Consider the following 20,035-nt stretch of genomic DNA (forward strand, 5'->3'; position numbering starts at 1 on the left):
TATCTACGCCGCAGAATAAACCCTCGCAGCCCGCCGGGGCGGTGAGTCCTGTACACTGCACGGCCTTGGCAGCCACACTTTTTCCCGGCTGCGCAACCGTTCCTGGATTTTCCGGCCATGCAAAAAGAAACCGAAATCAAACTGCGCGTCAGCCGCGAAACCCTCGCCGCCTTGCGCGAGCACCCTTTGCTGAAAAAGCGCAACAAAAGTGGCTGGGAAAGCCGTGAGTTGTTGAACCAGTACTTCGACACGCCTGAGCGCGACCTGGCCAAGGCCAAGGTTGCCCTGCGCCTGCGCCGTGACGGTGAAGAAGTCATTCAAACCCTGAAAACCCGCGGCCAAAGCGTTGCCGGTCTGTCCGTGCGCAACGAGTACGACTGGAAACTGGCGAAAGCCAAGCTCGACACCAAGCTGCTCGACGGTGAGTGCTGGCCAGAAGAGTTGGCCGAGCTGGACAAAAAAACCCTCAAGCCCATTTTCACCACGGACTTCGTACGCGAGCGCGCTGAAATTTCCTGGGGTCGCGGCAAAGCCAAGGTGGTGATCGAAGCCGCTCTGGACCTGGGCCATGTGATCGCCGGCAAGCAGAAAGAAGAAATCTGCGAACTGGAACTCGAACTGCGCGAAGGCGAGCCGTCTGCCCTGCTGGAACTGGCCGCCGAGCTGGCCGAGAAACTGGCCCTGATGCCGTGTGATATCAGCAAGGCCGAGCGCGGCTATCGCCTGTTTGACGCCAACAGCTACGCCGTTAACCTGCCAGCACCGGTCCTGACCCCAGAGACGCCACTGGACGATGCCTTCGCCGCACTGGCCTGGCACTTGCTGGGCAATAGCCAGCGTCTGGCCGAACAGTACCGTTTCAACGGCCACTGGCGTTTGCTGCAAGACTGGGTTCAGCAACTGATTGACCTGCGTGCACTGGTCAGCAGCCTGGGCCAGGCTGCTCCACGCCAGTCCACCAGCACCCTGCGTGCTGCCCTGGATGCCCTGCTGGAAGACTGGCGCCCGCTGGTACAGATCGGCCAGGACGACGAAGACGTGCGTAAAGCCGCTCCCGAGCAGTTCCTGGAAGAGCTGGAAGACCCACGCTGGGGCCAGTTCTCGCTGAACACCTCGCGCTGGTTGATGGAGCGTAGCTGGACCGTGGATCGCGGCACCACCCGTGGCAACCGTCAGGGCGCTGCACAACTGCAAAGCTGGCTGCCGCGTCTGTTGTCGGATGAGGCGATTGCCTTGCGTCTCAATCGTTACCAGCAGCAACCCGAAGACCTGGCCGAGCAACTGCCGCGCATCGAGCGCATCCAGGCATGGCTGCGTCTGGCGCGTAACGTGCTGGAAATTCCGGAACTGGACCGTTTGTACGGCGAGATGAACAAGCTGCAGGAATTGGCCAATATGCCGATTTCTGAAGATGCGGAGCACAACGACGAATTGCTCAACGCTCGCAAGCAGCAAGCCATCGCCGTGTACCAGAACCGCGCCTGGAAGACCCTGCTGCGCGCCTAAGCGCCCGGCCAACGGCCCCTGGCGCCAGCCAAGGGCCGTTTTTGTTTACTTAGTGCCTTTGGGCATATCTGCATCCGGCGTTCGCCAGATCAAACGTGTGGTGTCGTAGCCCTGTTGCTGAGCCTTGCTGAGCAGCTCATCGCGGGTGTGCTGATCAATCTGCGGCTTGCGCGACAGCAGCCACAGGTATTTACGGTCAGGATTGCCTACCAGCGCGGTGCTGTAGTCGTCCCCCAGGTAAAGTACCCAGTAGTCGCCCTTGGTCACACCCGGCAGCAAGGTCGAGACCCAGTTGTCGAACTCCACCCACAGCTTGTCGGTTTTGCCCTCCACCTGCGGCGTCGCCGTGCCCTTGGCTTCCTCCCACTTGCCCTCGGCAGTCAGGCAGCGGTTCAGTACTGCTACGTTGCCATCGGATTTGAGGCTGTATTGGGCTTCGGACTGAACGCAGTTGCGCTGAAAGAACATGGGCAAACGTGCCTGTTCGTACCATGTGCCCTGATAACGCTTGAGATCTACGTGATCGACTGTTTTAGGCGCAAGGGCATCACTCCCGGATGTTGAGCACCCGGCCAGCACCAGCATGGCCCCCAGACCTGCTAAAAGACGCTTCATTGGTAAACCTCCCGATCAGTCTTACTTCAAACCCTGCCCCGAAAAAATCAGCACCTTATCGCCTGCGTATTGCACGCTGATAAAGCTGTTTTTATCGCCCCAAGTGCAGCTCGACATGCCCAGTGCACCCGAGCAGTCGGTCGGGCTGCCCAGCAGTTGCTCAACTTCGGCCTTGGTCATGCCCGTCGCCAGTTTTGAGTAGTTCGCCTGATTGACCTTGCTGCATGCGGCCAGCAAAACGCAGAACGACAACACCGCCAAAGTACGCAACTTCATGGAAAGCTCCTGAATTAGAAAGTCGGCTTAGCCGCTTGATGCAAGCTTAGAAGAGAAAAGCGCAGGCTGGTTCCCGCAGGGGGTAGGGATTTATCTCAGGAGGGAAAACAAATGTGGGAGCTGGCTTGCCGGCGATCGTATCGACTGGGTCTTGAAAACAGACCGCTTCGAACGCATCGCTGGCAAGCCAGCTCCCACAGATGATAGAAGCTGGGCGCTGCGGCTTACTCTTTGTGGTAAGCGGTGATGCGTGCCACTTCTTCTTTCGAGCCCAGGTACACGGCTACACGCTGGTGCAGTCCTTCAGGCTGGATATCGAGAATGCGCTGATGGCCGTCGGTCGATGCGCCACCGGCCTGCTCCACCAGGAACGACATCGGGTTAGCTTCGTACATCAGGCGCAGTTTGCCCGGCTTGGACGGCTCGCGGCTGTCGCGCGGGTACATGAACAGGCCACCGCGAGTCAGGATGCGGTGAACGTCTGCAACCATGGCCGCAATCCAGCGCATGTTGTAGTTCTTTTTCAGCGGGCCTTCTTCGCCAGCCAGCAATTCGTCAACGTAGCGCTGTACCGGAGCTTCCCAGTGACGCTGGTTGGACATATTGATGGCGAATTCCTGGGTAGTTTCAGGAATGGTGATGTCTTCGTGGGTCAACACGAAGCTGCCCATTTCACGGTCCAGGGTGAAGCCCTTGACGCCGTCGCCCAGGGTCAGCACCAGCATGGTCTGCGGGCCGTAGATGGCATAACCGGCAGCAACCTGCTGGGTGCCTGGCTGCATAAAGGCCTTTTCATTCAAAGGCTCGTTCTGAGTCAGGTATTCGTTCGGGCAACGCAGTACCGAGAAGATGGTGCCAACCGGTGCGTTGATGTCGATGTTCGACGAACCGTCCAACGGGTCGAATACCAGCAGGTACGCGCCTTTCGGGTATTTGCCCGGAATCTGATAGGCATTGTCCATTTCTTCGGACGCCATGCCGGCCAGGTGACCACCCCATTCGTTGGCTTCGAGCAGGATCTCGTTGGAAATCACGTCGAGCTTCTTCTGCACTTCGCCTTGCACGTTTTCGGTGCCCATGCTGCCCAGAACACCACCCAGGGCGCCCTTGGAAACGGCGTGGCTGATCTCTTTGCAAGCACGCGCCACCACTTCGATGAGGAAACGCAAATCAGCAGGCGTGTTGTTGCTGCGGGTCTGCTCAATCAAATAGCGACTCAGGGTAACGCGGGACATGTAAGGCTCCGAACAATGGGGAGGGGGCGAAAAACCCGCGCAGTTTAACGCGAGTTGCCGTGCAAATCTTCTAATCAGACTCAGAACCGACAGAGCGGGTTCTGCTGAACCCTTAAATCACCTGCAAAAAACCGTGTAGTCGCTGCCGCAGGCTGCGAAGGGTTGCGGAGCAACCCGTTCTCTCGAGGGCAAAGATGCCCCCTCGCAGCCTGCGGCAGCGACTACAAGAGCTTTACAGCGCCTTCCAGATGTCCGTGGCGTACTCACGTATGGTCCGGTCTGAGGAGAACCAGCCCATACGCGCCGTATTCAGTACCGCCGAGCGCCACCAGGCGTCTTTGTCATGCCACAGCTGCTCCACGCGCATCTGCGCATCCCAGTAAGCATCAAAGTCGGCACACACCAGAAACCTGTCGTACTCGATCAGCGAATCCACCAGCCCCGTGTAACGCGCAGGGTCATCGTGGGAGAACACCCCGCCGCGAATCGCCTGTAACACGTCATTAAGCCGATGAGAGGCGGCCACATCCGGCGCGGCGTGGAACTCGCCATTGCGTTTGCGCGCTTCCACCTGCTGCGAGCTGAGGCCGAAAATAAACATGTTGTCGGTACCCACCCGCTCACTCATTTCGACGTTGGCCCCGTCCATCGTGCCGATGGTCAGCGCACCGTTAAGGCCGAACTTCATGTTGCTGGTACCCGACGCTTCGTAGCCTGCAGTGGATATCTGCTCGGACAGGTCCGCCGCCGGAATGATGCTTTCAGCCAGGCTGACGTTGTAGTTGGGGATAAATACAATTTTCAGCAAACCGCGCACAGTCGGGTCGTTGTTCACCGTACGGGCAATATCGTTGGCCAGTTTGATGATGAGCTTGGCCTGCTCATAACTGGCCGCCGACTTGCCGGCAAAAATTTTGACTCGCGGCACCCACTGGTTGCCCGGTTCGGCGCGAATGGCCTGATACAGCGCCACAGTGTGCATCAAATTAAGCAGTTGGCGCTTGTACTCGTGTATCCGTTTGACCTGCACATCGAACAGCGCCTCAGGGTTGACCACCACCCCCAGGCGCTCGTAAATCAGCGCTGCGAGGGTGCACTTGCTTTGCAGGCGCTGCTCGGCGAAACGCTTGCGAAAATCGGCGCGCTCGGCAAAAGGCTCCAGCTTGATCAGTTTGTGCTCGGTCTCATCGAGCACATCTGGCCCCAGCGCATCCACCAGCATGGCGGTCAACGGCGGGTTGGCCTGGAATAGCCAGCGGCGGAAGGTTACGCCATTAGTCTTGTTGTTGATCCGGTCTGGATAGAGTCTGTGCAGTTGGGCAAATACGGTACTACGCATCAATTGGGTATGCAGGCCGGACACGCCGTTGACACTGTGCGAGCCCAGAAATGCCAGATTACCCATGCGCACCCGGCGCCCATGGTCCTCTTCAATCAGCGAGACTGCGCGCAGCACCTCAAAGTCATGAATGCCCTTGGCCCGTAGCGCATCGATATGGTGTGCGTTAATCAGATAGATAATCTGCATATGCCGCGGCAGCAGGCGCTCCATCAAACCGACGGGCCAGGTTTCCAGCGCTTCGGGCAGCAAGGTGTGGTTGGTGTACGACAGGGTATCGACGGTGACTTGCCACGCGGCATGCCACTCAATGCCGTGCTCGTCCACCAGGATGCGCATCAGCTCCGCTACCGCGATCGAGGGGTGGGTGTCGTTGAGCTGGATCGACACATGCTCGGCCAGGTTCAGCAGCGTGTCATGGACGTGAAGATGGCGGCGCAGCAGGTCCTGCAGCGAGGCCGAAACAAAGAAGAACTCCTGACGCAAGCGCAGCTCTTGCCCCGCTTCGTTGCTGTCAGCCGGGTACAGCACCCGGGAGATGCTTTCAGCCCGCACCACTTCGGCCACCGCGCCCAAATGATCGCCCGCGTTAAAGCGCCCCAAATTCAGATCATGCAACGCCCTCGCCCGCCAAAGACGCAAGGTGTTGACGCTGGCACCGCGCCAGCCCACCACCGGTGTGTCATATGCAATGGCCCGCACAGTCTCGCCCGGCCACCAGATCTGCCGTAGCTGGCCCTGTTCATCCTGTTTGGTTTCAACCGAGCCGCCAAAACCCACCGAGTACAACACTTCGGCACGCTCGAACTCCCAGGGGTTGCCAAAATCCAGCCAGTTCTCGGTTTGCTCCTGCTGCCAACCGTCGACAATGCTCTGGCGGAACAACCCGTGTTCGTAGCGGATGCCATAGCCGTGGGCGGCAATGCCCAGGGTCGACATGCTTTCCATAAAACACGCTGCCAGGCGCCCCAGACCACCGTTACCAAGGGCCGCATCAGGCTCCAGCACACGGATGCGCTCCAGATCCACACCCAGCTCGCCCAGCGCTTCACGGGCCACCTCCAGCAGCCCCAGGTTGCTCAGGCTGTCGTACAGCAAGCGGCCGATCAGAAATTCCAGCGACAGGTAGTACACCCGTTTCTGGTCCTTGCGATAAATCTGCCGGGTGCTGTCCATCCAGTGCTCGACCATATGGTCGCGGGCGGCCAGGGCAATGGCTTCAAACCAGTCATGGTCAAACGCGTGTTCCGGGTCCTTACCCACCGCGTAAGTCAGTTTGGCTACTACAGCGGCACGGAAAGCCGCCACCTGTGCGTCACGAACAAGCGGTTCCTGGGTCATCGATACAACCTCAATCGAGATGGGGCGATTTGAAGAACGAATGGTCTGAGCCTAGACGCTTCGCCAGAAACAAAGTGCTTTGTTTTGGGCTTTTTTGAGCTGTTTTTTTTCAAAACCTGACGAAGCAGGGGCTGCCCCAAAATGAGGCACATACACAGTTGCACACTTTAAAGGCCGCTTTTGATCAAAAAACCGGCAAATGGTTGTTCACTCATTCACCAACCCCGGTATGATCGCGCGCCCTGATGCACGCTGGAATACAAGCCTTGATGAAGTCCAACCTGATCGCCGCCGCGGAAATCGACCGTCTCGATACCTGGGCCAAATACTCCGCGCCCATGTGCGGCTCCTGTGTTTCCAGCTGCTGCACGCTGCCGGTCGAGGTCAAGATCAAAGACCTGATCCGCATCGGCATTGTCGATGAGTTCGAGATGGGCGACCCGCCGAAGAACATCGCCAAGCGCCTGCAGAAAGAAGGCATCGTGGAGCGTTTCAACCAGAAATCGGGGATTTTCACCCTGCAGCGCATGAGCAATAACGACTGCCTGTACCTGGATCGCAAGTCGCGCATGTGCACCATCTACGACATCCGCCCGGATACCTGCCGCAACCATCCGCGAGTGGGCCCGCGCCCGGGTTATTGCGCTTACGTGCCCAAGGCCGTTGAGCGCAAAAACAGCAGCGAGAAGTTGATGGTTTTTTAAACAGCTTACTCCAAGCCCGCTCCCACAGTAGATGTCAGGCGTTGCACAAAACCCGGACATAAAAAAACGCCCCCGACCGCAAGGTCGGGGGCGTTTTTGTAACCGCTAACTAAGTGACTTAGTTTTTGGCCTTTTTAGCAGCGCGGGTACGCTCGCCTTCGTCCAGGATCTTCTTACGAAGACGGATGGACTTAGGAGTCACTTCGCACAGCTCGTCGTCCTGGATGAATTCCAGAGCCTGTTCCAGGGTGAAGCGAACAGGTGGAACCAGAGCGATGGTTTCGTCTTTACCCGAAGCACGCATGTTGTCGAGCTTCTTGCCCTTGGTAGGGTTAACGCCCATGTCGGTGTCACGGCTGTTCAGACCAACGATCTGACCGTTGTAGATCTCTTGACCGTGCTCAACGAACAGCTTGCCACGCGCCTGCAGAGTTTCCAGGGAGTAGGTCAGTGCCTTGCCAGTCTCAACCGATACCAGAACGCCGTTCTGACGACCGGACATGGTGCCGGACTTCATGGTGTCGTAGCGATCGAAGATCGAAGTCAGGATGCCAGCACCGTTGGTCAGGGTCAGGAACTGGTTACGGAAACCGATCAGACCACGAGCAGGGATGTTGTATTCCAGACGAACACGGCCTTTGCCATCCGGCACCATGTTGGTCAGGTCGCCCTTACGCAGGCCGATTTCTTCCATCACCTTGCCCTGGGATTCTTCCGGGGTGTCGATGGTGACGTTTTCGAACGGTTCGTGCTTCACGCCGTCAACGATGCGGATGATTACTTCTGGACGACCAACGCCCATTTCGAAGCCTTCACGACGCATGGTTTCGATCAGTACGGACAAGTGCAGCTCGCCACGGCCCGATACTTTGAACTTGTCAGCCGAGTCGCCTTCTTCAACGCGCAGTGCAACGTTGTACAGCAGCTCTTTGTCCAGACGTTCCTTGATGTTACGGGAAGTCACGAACTTGCCTTCTTTACCGCAGAAAGGCGAGTCGTTTACCTGGAAGGTCATGGAAACGGTTGGCTCGTCAACGGTCAACGGCTTCATCGCTTCAACGTTCATCGGATCACACAGGGTGTCGGAGATGAACAGCGAATCCATACCGCTGATGCAAACGATGTCGCCTGCCGAAGCTTCTTCAACGTCTACACGGTGCAGACCGTGGTGACCCATCAGCTTCAGGATACGACCGTTGCGGCGCTTGCCGTCAGCGTCGATGGCAACAACCGGGGTGTTCGGCTTGACGCGACCACGGGCGATACGGCCAACGCCGATAATGCCCAGGAAGCTGTTGTAGTCCAGTGCCGAGATTTGCATCTGGAACGGACCATCACGGTCAACTTGTGGTGCTGGTACGTTGTCGACGATCGACTGGTACAGCGGGGTCATGTCTTCAGCCATTTCGGTGTGGTCAAGACCAGCAATACCGTTCAGGGCCGAGGCGTAAACCACTTTGAAGTCCAGCTGTTCTTCGGTAGCACCCAGGTTGTCGAACAGGTCGAAGATCTGGTCCAGAACCCAGTCCGGACGTGCGCCCGGACGGTCAACCTTGTTGATTACCACGATTGGACGCAGGCCGGCTTCGAAAGCCTTCTTGGTCACAAAACGGGTTTGCGGCATAGGGCCGTCTTGAGCGTCAACCAGCAGCAGAACGGAGTCAACCATCGACATTACGCGTTCAACTTCGCCGCCGAAGTCGGCGTGGCCCGGGGTATCCACGATGTTGATGTGGTAGCCGTTCCAGTTGATGGCGGTGTTTTTCGCCAGAATGGTAATACCGCGCTCTTTCTCCTGGTCGTTGGAGTCCATTACGCGTTCGTCGTTAAGCTCGTTGCGCTCCAGGGTGCCGGATTGACGCAAGAGTTTGTCTACCAGGGTGGTTTTACCGTGGTCAACGTGAGCAATGATGGCGATGTTACGTAGATTTTCGATCACTTGTGTATCTCGATCAGAGGATTCGGTGTGCTGACTGAGTCCAGGCAGCGATTAACAGTAGAGTCCGTGCAAGCCGTTACAGCTTGACGGCGGCGTCGGGGGGCCGGTGACGCAGGCCACAGGCATACAGCCCCGGGCTCTTAGCTCGGTCGATAAACGCGCACATTGGCATGTCCCTCACTGAGCAAATGGTGAGCATGCAGGCGACTCATCACGCCTTTGTCGCAATACAACAGGTACTGACGGGTGTCATCCAGTTCCTTGAAGCGGCTGTTCAGTGCATAGAACGGCAACGCTTGTACTTCGATGCCAGCCAGTTCCAGCGGTTGATCTTCCTGAGCATCCGGGTGACGGATGTCGATCACGATCTGGCCCGCCAGCACTTCGCTGACTTCTTCGACTTGCAAGTCCTGGCCCAATTCATCGATTACCCGATCAATCGGCACCAGTTTGGCCCGCTCAAGCGCTCGCTCAAGCACGGCCATATCAAACTGTTGTTCTTCATACTCCACGCGGTTGCGCTTGGCGTGGGTCTTGGGGTTGACCGAAATCACCCCGCAATATTCAGGCATGTGCTTGGCAAAATCGGCCGTACCGATTTCTTCCGCCAAATCAATGATGTCCTGCTTGTGGCTCGCGATCAGCGGGCGCAGCACCAATTTGTCAGTAGCCGAATCAATCAGCGACAAATTGGGCAGTGTCTGGCTCGAAACCTGGGAAATCGCTTCACCGGTCACCAGCACTTCGATATCCAGGCGTTCGGCAATACGCGTTGCAGCGCGCAACATCATACGCTTCAAAATGACGCCCATATGACTGTTATCGACTTTGCCGAGAATTTCGCCCAAAACTTCTTCGAACGGAACGCTGACAAACAGCACGCGTTGCGAGCTGCCGTACTTCTTCCATATATAGTGCGCGACTTCCATCACGCCCAGTTCATGGGCACGTCCGCCCAGGTTGAAGAAGCAGAAATGGCTCATCAGGCCGCGACGCATGATCTGGTAGGCCGCAACGGTGGAATCGAACCCGCCGGACATCAGCACCAGGGTCTGCTCAAGCGAACCCAGCGGGTAGCCACCAATACTGTCGTGCTGGTTGTGAATCACAAACAACCGTTGGTCGCGAATTTCAATTCGAACTTCGATTTCCGGCTTTTTCAGCTCGATTCCGGCCGCACCGCACTCACGACGCAGCTTGCTGCCAACGTATTTCTCGACTTCCATCGAGGTAAACGGGTGCTTGCCAGCGCGTTTGCAACGCACAGAAAAGATCTTGCCCGCCAGTGCATCGCCGAAGTGCAGTTTGCACTTTTCAACGATGTCGTCGAAGTCGCCCAACGGGTACTCGTCAACCTGCAGGAAATGCGCGATGCCCGGCATGCAGCTCAGGCGTTCGGTCATTTCTTTCAAGGCTTTAGGGTCACTTACGCGCGTTTGCAGCTCGATGTTGTCCCACACGCCCGTCACCACCACAGCCGGGTCCAGATCGCGGAGCACAGTGCGGATGTTTTTGGCCAATTGACGGACGAAACGCATCCGAACCGGACGGCTCTTGATAGTGATTTCTGGGAAGACTTTAACGATTAGTTTCATGAAAACAGCGCGCGAGCAGCCTGCCAAAAAAGGGGGGCGCGGATTATAGCGGAAATTGCTCAAGGTTTAACCAGTTATCGTACAAACGGTTTTCGCCGCACCAAAATGGAACATAAAGGCCAGATTTCGCTTCATTAGGGTGCGATAAACGCCGCTAATCGGTAGTCTGCCCCGCTTACCTGCTTGAGATTGGCGCATTACGCCCTAATCGGGGCACTGGCATGCAATTTGCTCCCTTGTGAGGCAGGTTGCCTTGGCAGAGTATTCGCGCCGGCATCAACCACTTATTAAGGGCTCTCCACTACCAAGCCCTAAGCCACCCCGGAGGACACTATGTCGAAGTCGGTTCAACTCATCAAAGATCATGACGTCAAGTGGATTGATCTGCGCTTCACTGATACCAAAGGCACTCAGCACCACGTGACCATGCCGGCCCGTGATGCGCTGGATGAAAACTTCTTCACCGACGGCAAAATGTTCGACGGCTCCTCCATTGCTGGCTGGAAAGGCATCGAAGCGTCCGACATGATCCTGCTGCCAGACGACAGCACGGCCGTTCTGGACCCGTTCACCGAGCAGCCAACGCTGATCCTGGTGTGCGACATCATCGAACCTTCGACCATGCAAGGCTATGACCGCGACCCACGCGCCATCGCTACCCGTGCCGAGGAATACCTGAAGTCCACCGGTATCGGCGACACCGTGTTCGTCGGTCCTGAGCCTGAGTTCTTCATCTTCGACCAGGTTAAATTCAAGTCCGATATCTCCGGCTCCATGTTCAAGATCTACTCCGAACAAGGTTCGTGGATGTCTGACCAGGACGTGGAAGGCGGCAACAAAGGCCACCGTCCAGGCGTCAAAGGCGGCTATTTCCCTGTTCCGCCATTCGACCATGACCACGAAATCCGTACCTCCATGTGCAACGCCATGGAAGAAATGGGCCTGGTTATCGAAGTTCACCACCACGAAGTGGCAACTGCCGGCCAGAACGAAATCGGCGTGCAGTTCAACACCCTGGTGAAAAAGGCTGACGAAGTTCAGACCCTGAAGTACTGCGTACACAACGTGGCAGACGCCTACGGCCGTACCGCTACTTTCATGCCTAAACCGCTGTACGGCGATAACGGCTCGGGTATGCACGTTCACATGTCCATCTCCAAGGATGGCAAGAACACCTTCGCAGGCGAAGGCTATGCCGGCCTGTCCGACACCGCCCTGTTCTTCATCGGCGGTATCATCAAGCACGGTAAGGCTCTGAACGGCTTCACCAACCCGGCTACCAACTCCTACAAGCGTCTGGTGCCAGGCTTCGAAGCTCCGGTAATGCTGGCCTACTCGGCTCGCAACCGTTCCGCCTCGATCCGTATTCCTTACGTGTCCAGCCCTAAAGCTCGCCGTATCGAAGCCCGCTTCCCGGACCCGGCAGCCAACCCATACCTGTGCTTCGCCGCACTGATGATGGCTGGCCTGGACGGCATCCAGAACAAGATCCACCCTGGCGACGCAGCTGACAAAAACCTGTATGACCTGCCGCCTGAAGAGGCCAAAGAGATCCCACAAGTTTGCGGCAGCCTGAAAGAAGCCCTGGAAGAGCTGGACAAGGGCCGTGCGTTCCTGACCAAAGGCGGCGTTTTCAGCGACGACTTTATCGACGCTTACATCGCCCTGAAAAGCGAAGAAGAAATCCAGGTTCGTACCTTCGTACACCCACTGGAATACGAGCTGTACTACAGCTGCTGATCCAGAATCATCCGCGCTAGCGGCATGATTTGAAAAGGCCTCCTACGGGAGGCTTTTTTATGCGCAACGTCTTACACCCCCTTCAGCAATGCCCGCTCACCTTCTCACCTCCACCTGACAGCCACACCAAAGCGCGATCTGTAATTTGAGCCAATCTCTCAAAACGGACGTTGCCATGCCCCTTACAAACACCCTCAGAGCCTTTTTCCTGTCGCTTGCCTGCTTCACGCTGCTCGGATGCGGCAACAACCCGGTCAGCGTAGAGGTCGAGCAACTGCTCAAAACCAGTGAAACCTGGGATGGCACGCCTTACGCCCGCTACTCCCACGGTCAACCTGAAATCACCGTTGTCAAAATCACCATTCCCGCCAACACCTCGCTCAACTGGCATGAGCACCCCATGCCCAATGTGGCCTACGTGCTGTCGGGCGAGCTATTGGTGGAGATCCGTGACAGCGATAAAAAAATAACCGTCAGCAAAGGCCAGGTGCTACCCGAAGTCGTCAACACCGCCCACCGCGGTACCAGCGGTAACGAGCCGGTTGAGCTGATTGTGTTTTATGCCGGTGGCACAGGTATGCCCCTGTCCAAGTAAGCTCCTTGCAGGTATCTCCCGCCTGGAGCATGCCCCAGCGAGCCTGCTCGCGAAGGCTACTAACGATTCTCTGAGGCCTTCGCAAGCAGGCTCGCCCCCCCACAGTGGCTCCCCTCACTTAAGTAAACAGTACTGGCGCAAAGCCAAAATATTGGGGGGGCTGAACCTATTCAGCTTAATTGCACTATATTGGTGCAACAACTCATCAAATGTACGCACGCCAGCCCAATTTGGTTCAAAACGACACACCAGCGCATCAAGAGAGCCATCTGATCGGGCCCGAAGTCCCTATTTCAGGCAATTCGCGCTTCTTTTCGGAGCCTTGGTTTGGTTTTTGCATTTTCCTTGCACCAGCGCCTCACCCGCGCACGCAATCCGGGATCGGCCCATGACCATCAGTGACGCCCTGCACCGACTGTTACTCGACAACCTGACCACCGCCACGCTGCTGCTCAATGCCGATTTACGCCTTGAGTACATGAACCCGGCGGCAGAGATGCTGTTGGCAATCAGTGGTCAACGCAGTCACGGGCAGTTCATCAGCGAACTGTTTACCGAATCCACCGAAGCGCTGCATTCGCTGCGCCAGGCGGTTGAGCAAGCGCACCCGTTCACCAAGCGCGAAGCCATGCTGACCTCACTGACGGGCCAGAGCCTGACGGTGGACTACGCCGTAACCCCCATCCTGAGCAACGGTGGCACCCTGCTGCTGCTTGAAGTACACCCCCGCGACCGCCTGCTGCGCATCACCAAGGAAGAAGCCCAGCTGTCCAAGCAGGAAACCAGCAAGATGCTGGTGCGCGGCCTGGCCCACGAAATCAAGAACCCCTTGGGCGGCATTCGCGGCGCAGCACAACTGCTGGCCCGTCAGTTACCTGACGAAAACCTGCGCGACTACACCAACGTCATCATTGAAGAGGCCGACCGTCTGCGTAACCTGGTCGACCGCATGCTGGGTTCCAACAAGCTGCCATCACTGGCAATGACCAATATCCACGAAGTGCTGGAGCGTGTGTGCAATCTGGTCGAGGCCGAAACCCAGGGCAGCATCACTTTGGTGCGCGACTATGACCCGAGCCTGCCCGACCTGTTGATCGACCGCGAGCAGATGATCCAGGCGGTACTCAATATCGTGCGTAACGCGATGCAGGCCATCGGCAGCCAGAACGAGCTGCGCCTGGGCCGCATCAGCCTGCGCACCCGCGCCATGCGCCAGTTCACCATTGGCCATGTGCGCCATCGGTTGGTCACCAAAATCGAAATTATCGACAATGGGCCGGGCATTCCGGCCGAGTTGCAAGACACCCTGTTTTTCCCGATGGTCAGCGGCCGCCCTGACGGCACCGGGCTGGGCCTGTCCATCACGCAGAACATCATTAGCCAGCACCAGGGGTTGATCGAGTGTGAAAGCCACCCCGGCCACACACTCTTCTCGATCTTTCTACCACTGGAACAAGGAGCCGCATCGACATGAGCCGAAGTGAAACCGTGTGGATCGTCGACGACGACCGTTCTATCCGCTGGGTCCTGGAAAAAGCCTTGCAACAGGAAGGCATGACCACACAAAGTTTCGACAGCGCCGATGGGGTGATGAGCCGCCTGGCTCGCCAGCAGCCTGACGTGATCATTTCCGACATCCGCATGCCCGGCTCCAGCGGCCTGGACCTGCTGGCCAAGATTCGCGAACAACACCCGCGCCTGCCCGTGATCATCATGACCGCGCATTCCGACCTGGACAGTGCAGTGGCTTCCTATCAGGGCGGTGCCTTCGAGTACCTGCCCAAGCCGTTTGACGTGGATGAAGCCGTGTCCCTGGTCAAGCGTGCCAACCAGCACGCCCAGGAGCAGCAAGGCCTGGCCGTGGCCCCTGCATTGGCCCCCACCCCGGAAATCATCGGCGAAGCGCCGGCGATGCAGGAGGTGTTCCGCGCCATTGGTCGCCTTAGCCATTCCAATATCACAGTGCTGATCAACGGCGAGTCGGGTACGGGCAAAGAGTTGGTGGCCCACGCCCTGCACCGCCACAGCCCGCGGGCGGCGTCGCCGTTTATCGCGTTGAACATGGCAGCGATCCCCAAGGACCTGATGGAATCCGAGCTGTTCGGCCATGAAAAAGGCGCCTTCACCGGGGCTGCGAACCTGCGTCGGGGCCGTTTTGAACAGGCCGATGGCGGCACGCTGTTTCTGGATGAAATTGGCGATATGCCGGCCGACACCCAAACCCGCCTGCTGCGAGTGCTGGCCGACGGCGAGTTCTACCGGGTTGGTGGGCACACGCCAGTCAAGGTCGATGTGCGCATCATCGCGGCGACCCACCAGAACCTTGAAACCCTGGTACAGGCCGGCAAGTTTCGCGAAGACTTGTTCCACCGCCTGAACGTGATTCGCATCCATATCCCGCGCCTGTCGGATCGTCGCGAAGATATCCCGACCCTGGCCCGGCATTTCCTCAGCAGCGCGGCACAAGAGCTGTCAGTGGAGCCCAAGCTGCTGAAAGCCGAGACCGAGCAGTACCTGAAAAACCTGCCGTGGCCAGGCAACGTGCGCCAGCTTGAAAACACCTGCCGCTGGATTACGGTCATGGCATCGGGGCGCGAAGTGCATATCAGCGACTTGCCGCCCGAACTGCTGAACCTGCAGCAAGACAGCTCGCCGGTGACCAACTGGGAGCAGGCGCTGCGCCAGTGGGCTGATCAGGCGCTGGGCCGTGGCCAGTCCAACCTGCTCGACAGTGCGGTGCCTACTTTTGAACGCATCATGATTGAGACAGCGCTCAAGCACACTGCAGGCCGCCGTCGTGACGCTGCCGTGCTGCTGGGCTGGGGCCGCAACACCTTGACCCGCAAGATCAAGGAGCTGGGCATGAAGATCGATGGCGACGAAGAAGATGGTGACGAGGTTTAAGGCGCTTTTAAGAAAGACTGCACCACCCTAAAGCAACACGCACTATTAACGCGCACCGCTCTAGATCAACGGTTACAGCCAAACAACAGTAAAAATTAGCCACACCCGAAAAAGCCCCGGATTCCGGGGCTTTTGCGTTTTCATCAGGAGGTTTTCAGGAGAAAACCAAAACTGGCACGCCCCCTGCAATACCTATAACAAGCAACACCGCTTTAGGGGACCTTGATACAGGCAGGTCAAGACTCCCCACTTTTACACCCGCAGCCTTGATGCCTTTTGCATCAACGCGCACAGCGCTTTTGGGGAACCGGTACAGGCAGGCCGCAATTCCCTCTTTTATTCCTCTCGCAGATTCACCTGCAACCGCCAGCGCCCGTCCTGCGCTGCTCCGGCCCAGTCGCCCTGCAAGGCGCGGGCCGCCACCAGGGTCAGCAGCAAACCAGCGTCAGTATCGCGTACCCGCCAGTTCACACTCTTGCCGTTAAACGTCAACTGACCGTTCTGCGGCCTGCCCTTGGCAGCAAACAACAACCCCAACGTGCCATCGACCAGCTCACCATGCAGCTTGGGCTCATCGCTGAACCACACCACCAGACCGCCTGCCACCACGTCCACCTGCTGCAGCTCAACAGGAGTTGGCGCGGTCAAACGACCGATCATCATCCCCACCATCACACCGACTATCACCAAAGAACCCAAAACCCGTGGCCATAGTTTCGGTCGCGGGTCCTCTTCAGGCGTAGAATGCTGCCCATCTTTAAGTTCGGAGCCGTGCATGTTTCACGTCATCCTTTTTCAACCAGAAATTCCGCCGAATACCGGCAACATTATCAGGCTGTGCGCCAACAGCGGCTGCCACCTGCATTTGATCGAGCCTATCGGTTTTGAGCTGGACGACAAGCGCTTGCGCCGCGCCGGGCTCGATTACCACGAGTACGCGCCGCTCAAGCGCCATGCCGACCTGGCCAGTTGCCTGAAAAGCCTGGGCCATCCGCGCCTGTTCGCCTTTACCACCAAAGGCTCCAGGCCATTTCACGACGCGCAGTTTGCCGAAGGTGATGCCTTTCTCTTCGGCCCGGAAAGCCGTGGCCTGCCACCCGAGGTACTGGATGCACTGGACGGGGAACACCGTCTGCGCCTGCCGATGCGCGAGGGCTGTCGCAGCCTGAACCTGTCCAATACCGTGGCCGTGGCGGTTTACGAGGCCTGGCGACAGCTGGGTTTCAAGTAAGAACGCAACTCCCTGTGGGAGCGGGCTTGCTCGCGATTCAGGCAACGCGGTTTGTCTGTCAAACCGCGGCCATCCGACCAGTACATAAAAAAAGCGCCCTTAAGGCGCTTTTTTTGTTCACTACGACTGTTTATTGAACAGTCGGCGAACCTTCTTCCTGCATGCGCTGCAATTCTTGCGCGTACAGGGCATCGAAGTTCACCGGTGCCAGCATCAACGCCGGGAACGAGCCACGGGTTACCAGGCTGTCCAGGGTTTCACGGGCATACGGGAACAGGATGTTCGGGCAGAACGCGCCCAGGGTGTGGTTCATCGACGCTGGATCAAGGTTTTTGATCAGGAAGATGCCAGCCTGTTGCACTTCAGCAATAAACGCCACTTCGTCACCGTTTTTCACGGTTACCGACAGGGTCAGAACGACTTCGTGAAAGTCGCCTTCCAGCGGCTTCTGACGAGTGTTCAGGTCCAGGCCAACGCTTGGCTCCCACTGCTGACGGAAGATCGCCGGGCTTTTCGGGGCCTCGAACGACAGGTCACGCACGTAGATGCGCTGCAGGGAGAATTGTGGAGCGGTGTCTTCGTCGCTAACAGCAGCGGTGTTCTGTTGGTCAGTCATCACAGATCCTTGTTGATCTTGGGGCTTATAGAGAATGAGAGTCAGACGTTCAGCAGCGCATTCAATTTACCTGCGCGCTCCAGAGCAAACAGGTCATCGCATCCGCCAACATGCTTGTCGCCAATCCAGATTTGCGGAACCGACGTGCGGCCTGCCTTCTGAGCCATCTCGGCACGTACCTGAGGCTTGCCGTCGACCTTGATCTCTTCGAAGGCAATACCCTTGTTCTCAAGCAGGGCCTTGGCCCGCATGCAGTAAGGGCAGTAGTCGCTGGAGTAAACGATGACCTTGGACATGCTTACTTCACCACTGGCAGGTTATCAGCGCGCCAGCTGGAGATGCCACCGGACAGCTTGGCCGCATTGTAACCAGCCTTGAGCAGCTCACGTGCGTGGGAGCCCGAGTGCTGGCCTTGAGCGTCAACCAGAATAATGGTTTTGCCCTTGTGCTTGTCCAGCTCGGCAATGCGCGCCATCAGCTTGTCTTGCGGGATGTTCAGTGCACCCACGATGTGGCCGGCGGCAAAGTCCTTGGCCGGGCGAATATCAATCACCACGCCTTCGTCGCGATTGACCAGACCGGTCAGTTCGCCGGTGCTGATGCTGCGCCCGCCACGGCTAATCTCGTGGGCAATCAACATCGCCAGCAGGATGACAAACGCGCCTACAAGCAGGTAGTGAGAAGTCGCAAATGCAATCAGGTGCTCAACCATCAGAAGGTTCCAGGGTCGTAAAATGTGGGCCAGTATACACAGCCACCTTGGTCGGCCAAACCCCGCCCGGCGGTGACGCCACATGAACTTCGCTTTAAACTCCGCGTCTTTCTCATACCTTCTATTAAACCAGCCACGAGTGGGATCTATGACTACCACGCCTAAACCTTTGGTCCTGATCATCCTGGATGGCTTCGGTCACAGTGAAAGCCACGAATACAACGCCGTTTATTCGGCCAAGAAACCGGTGCTGGATCGTCTTTGCGCGAGCATGCCGAACGGCCTGATCTCGGGTTCGGGCATGGATGTCGGCCTGCCGGACGGCCAGATGGGCAACTCCGAGGTCGGCCACATGAACCTGGGCGCCGGCCGCGTGGTGTATCAGGATTTCACCCGCGTCACCAAATCGATCCGTGATGGCGAGTTCTTTGAAAACCCGACTATCTGCGCCGCTGTCGACAAGGCAGTGGCTGCAGGCAAGGCCGTGCATATCATGGGCTTGCTGTCTGATGGCGGTGTTCATAGCCATCAGGACCACCTGATCGCGATGGCGGAGCTGGCATTCAAGCGCGGCGCAGAAAAAATCTACCTGCACGCCTTCCTCGATGGCCGCGATACCCCGCCAAAAAGCGCGGCATCGTCCATTGAACTGCTCGATGAAGCGTTCAAAGACATCGGTAAAGGCCGGATCGCCAGTCTGATCGGCCGCTACTTCGCCATGGACCGCGATAACCGCTGGGACCGTGTCGAGCAAGCCTACAACCTGATCGTGGACGGCAAGGGTCAATTCAACGCTGCAACCGCCCAGGAGGGCCTGGACGCCGCCTACGCTCGCGGTGAAAGCGATGAGTTCGTCAAAGCCACCACCATCGGCGAGCCGGTGACCGTTGAAGACGGCGACGCCGTGGTCTTTATGAACTTCCGTGCCGACCGCGCCCGCGAACTGACCCGCGTGTTCGTTGAAGACGACTTCAACGCCTTCGAACGCGCCCGCCAGCCAAAACTGGCCGGTTTTGTGATGCTGACCCAATATGCCGCCAGCATCCCGGCGCCTAGCGCTTTCGCACCCGGCAGCCTAGAGAACGTACTCGGCGATTACCTGGCGAAAAACGGCAAGACCCAACTACGCATCGCCGAAACCGAAAAATACGCCCACGTGACTTTCTTTTTCTCCGGCGGCCGTGAAGAGCCCTTCCCGGGTGAAGAACGCATTCTGGTGCCATCGCCGAAAGTCGCCACCTACGACTTGCAGCCGGAAATGAGCGCTCCCGAAGTTACCGACCATATTGTCGATGCCATCGAAAATCAGCGCTACGACGTGATCGTGGTCAACTACGCCAACGGCGATATGGTCGGCCACAGCGGCGTATTCGACGCCGCCGTTAAAGCGGTTGAATGCCTGGATGCCTGCGTAGGTCGCATTGTTGAAGCACTCGACAAGGTCGGCGGCGAAGCCCTGATCACGGCCGACCACGGCAACGTTGAGCAGATGGAAGACGAGTCCACTGGTCAGGCACATACCGCCCACACCTGTGAGCCGGTGCCGTTCATCTACGTAGGCAAGCGTGCATTGAAGGTCCGCGAAGGCGGTGTGCTGGCTGACGTGGCGCCGACCATGCTCAAACTGCTGGGGCTGCCACAGCCTGCAGAAATGACCGGCAAATCGATTCTGGTCGACGCATGAAAT

18 protein-coding genes are annotated in these 20,035 nt (G+C 57.8%); 8 read left to right on the forward strand and 10 right to left on the reverse strand.

Features of this window, described 5'->3' with window-relative positions; translation table 11 throughout:
* Positions 1 to 117: 117 nt before the first annotated feature.
* Positions 118 to 1,506, forward strand: coding sequence for a CYTH domain-containing protein (locus ACZRMH_RS05060; protein ID WP_464012451.1), 1,389 nt, complete (start codon positions 118 to 120; stop codon positions 1,504 to 1,506).
* Positions 1,507 to 1,551: 45 nt separating this feature from the next.
* Here ACZRMH_RS05060 and ACZRMH_RS05065 read toward each other — a convergent pair whose 3' ends face one another.
* The 4 genes from ACZRMH_RS05065 to ACZRMH_RS05080 all read right to left on the reverse strand — a co-directional run bounded on the left by ACZRMH_RS05065 (position 1,552) and on the right by ACZRMH_RS05080 (position 6,312).
* Positions 1,552 to 2,121, reverse strand: a complete 570-nt coding sequence (locus tag ACZRMH_RS05065; RefSeq protein WP_464012452.1) for a lipocalin family protein — start codon at positions 2,119 to 2,121, stop codon at positions 1,552 to 1,554.
* A gap of 21 nt (positions 2,122 to 2,142) precedes the next feature.
* Complete coding sequence (gene bamE, locus ACZRMH_RS05070) at positions 2,143 to 2,397, reverse strand: outer membrane protein assembly factor BamE domain-containing protein (protein ID WP_464012453.1); 255 nt, start codon at positions 2,395 to 2,397, stop codon at positions 2,143 to 2,145.
* Positions 2,398 to 2,621: 224 nt separating this feature from the next.
* Positions 2,622 to 3,632, reverse strand: coding sequence for a class 1 fructose-bisphosphatase (locus ACZRMH_RS05075; RefSeq protein WP_464012454.1), 1,011 nt, complete (start codon positions 3,630 to 3,632; stop codon positions 2,622 to 2,624).
* 232 nt (positions 3,633 to 3,864) lie between these two features.
* Positions 3,865 to 6,312, reverse strand: a complete 2,448-nt coding sequence (locus ACZRMH_RS05080) for a glycogen/starch/alpha-glucan phosphorylase (RefSeq protein ID WP_464012455.1) — start codon at positions 6,310 to 6,312, stop codon at positions 3,865 to 3,867.
* A gap of 266 nt (positions 6,313 to 6,578) precedes the next feature.
* On the opposite strand from ACZRMH_RS05080, the gene ACZRMH_RS05085 reads away from it, so the two are divergent.
* On the forward strand, positions 6,579 to 7,016 hold the full coding sequence (locus ACZRMH_RS05085) for a YkgJ family cysteine cluster protein (RefSeq protein WP_463993946.1): 438 nt from the start codon (positions 6,579 to 6,581) through the stop codon (positions 7,014 to 7,016).
* A 118-nt stretch (positions 7,017 to 7,134) separates the two neighbouring features.
* On the opposite strand, the gene typA is transcribed toward ACZRMH_RS05085, so the two are convergent.
* Together typA and thiI are read right to left on the reverse strand one after the other, a co-directional pair.
* Positions 7,135 to 8,955: a translational GTPase TypA gene (gene typA, locus ACZRMH_RS05090; RefSeq protein ID WP_464012456.1), complete on the reverse strand. Its 1,821-nt coding sequence runs from the start codon at positions 8,953 to 8,955 to the stop codon at positions 7,135 to 7,137.
* 140 nt (positions 8,956 to 9,095) lie between these two features.
* Positions 9,096 to 10,550, reverse strand: a complete 1,455-nt coding sequence (thiI, locus tag ACZRMH_RS05095; protein ID WP_095000796.1) for a tRNA uracil 4-sulfurtransferase ThiI — start codon at positions 10,548 to 10,550, stop codon at positions 9,096 to 9,098.
* 333 nt (positions 10,551 to 10,883) lie between these two features.
* Here thiI and glnA point away from each other — a divergent pair, with 333 nt between their 5' ends.
* The 4 genes from glnA to ntrC all read left to right on the forward strand — a co-directional run bounded on the left by glnA (position 10,884) and on the right by ntrC (position 15,789).
* Positions 10,884 to 12,290, forward strand: a complete 1,407-nt coding sequence (gene glnA, locus ACZRMH_RS05100) for a glutamate--ammonia ligase (RefSeq protein WP_095000795.1) — start codon at positions 10,884 to 10,886, stop codon at positions 12,288 to 12,290.
* A 175-nt stretch (positions 12,291 to 12,465) separates the two neighbouring features.
* Entirely contained in the window at positions 12,466 to 12,885 is a 420-nt protein-coding gene (locus ACZRMH_RS05105; RefSeq protein ID WP_464012457.1) for a cupin domain-containing protein, read from the forward strand.
* A 388-nt stretch (positions 12,886 to 13,273) separates the two neighbouring features.
* Positions 13,274 to 14,359, forward strand: a complete 1,086-nt coding sequence (gene glnL / locus ACZRMH_RS05110; protein ID WP_464012458.1) for a nitrogen regulation protein NR(II) — start codon at positions 13,274 to 13,276, stop codon at positions 14,357 to 14,359.
* Positions 14,356 to 15,789, forward strand: a complete 1,434-nt coding sequence (ntrC, locus tag ACZRMH_RS05115; protein WP_464012459.1) for a nitrogen regulation protein NR(I) — start codon at positions 14,356 to 14,358, stop codon at positions 15,787 to 15,789. Before glnL ends, ntrC begins: the two co-directional genes overlap by 4 nt.
* Before the next feature lie 336 nt (positions 15,790 to 16,125).
* Here ntrC and ACZRMH_RS05120 read toward each other — a convergent pair whose 3' ends face one another.
* The gene (locus ACZRMH_RS05120; protein ID WP_464012460.1) at positions 16,126 to 16,566 is read right to left on the reverse strand and encodes a hypothetical protein; all 441 of its coding nucleotides are present in this window, start codon (positions 16,564 to 16,566) and stop codon (positions 16,126 to 16,128) included.
* Here ACZRMH_RS05120 and ACZRMH_RS05125 point away from each other — a divergent pair.
* Positions 16,565 to 17,020, forward strand: a complete 456-nt coding sequence (locus tag ACZRMH_RS05125) for a tRNA (cytidine(34)-2'-O)-methyltransferase (protein WP_464012461.1) — start codon at positions 16,565 to 16,567, stop codon at positions 17,018 to 17,020. The two genes, ACZRMH_RS05120 and ACZRMH_RS05125, sit on opposite strands and share 2 nt — an antisense overlap.
* Positions 17,021 to 17,150: 130 nt before the next feature.
* Here the strand turns inward: ACZRMH_RS05125 and secB are convergent, their stop codons facing one another.
* Genes secB through ACZRMH_RS05140 form a run of 3 tightly spaced genes read right to left on the reverse strand, consistent with a single transcriptional unit; the run spans position 17,151 to position 18,348 of the window.
* A complete protein-coding gene (gene secB / locus ACZRMH_RS05130; protein WP_003438592.1) occupies positions 17,151 to 17,636 on the reverse strand; it encodes a protein-export chaperone SecB in 486 nt (161 codons plus the stop codon).
* Positions 17,637 to 17,677: 41 nt separating this feature from the next.
* Positions 17,678 to 17,932, reverse strand: a complete 255-nt coding sequence (grxC, locus tag ACZRMH_RS05135) for a glutaredoxin 3 (RefSeq protein ID WP_464012462.1) — start codon at positions 17,930 to 17,932, stop codon at positions 17,678 to 17,680.
* A gap of 2 nt (positions 17,933 to 17,934) precedes the next feature.
* Complete coding sequence (locus ACZRMH_RS05140; protein ID WP_464012463.1) at positions 17,935 to 18,348, reverse strand: rhodanese-like domain-containing protein; 414 nt, start codon at positions 18,346 to 18,348, stop codon at positions 17,935 to 17,937.
* Between the two features lie 148 nt (positions 18,349 to 18,496).
* Here ACZRMH_RS05140 and gpmI point away from each other — a divergent pair, with 148 nt between their 5' ends.
* Positions 18,497 to 20,032, forward strand: coding sequence for a 2,3-bisphosphoglycerate-independent phosphoglycerate mutase (gene gpmI, locus ACZRMH_RS05145; RefSeq protein WP_464012464.1), 1,536 nt, complete (start codon positions 18,497 to 18,499; stop codon positions 20,030 to 20,032).
* The last annotated feature ends 3 nt before the right edge of the window (positions 20,033 to 20,035 follow it).

The organism is Pseudomonas sp. B414, from assembly GCF_055408445.1.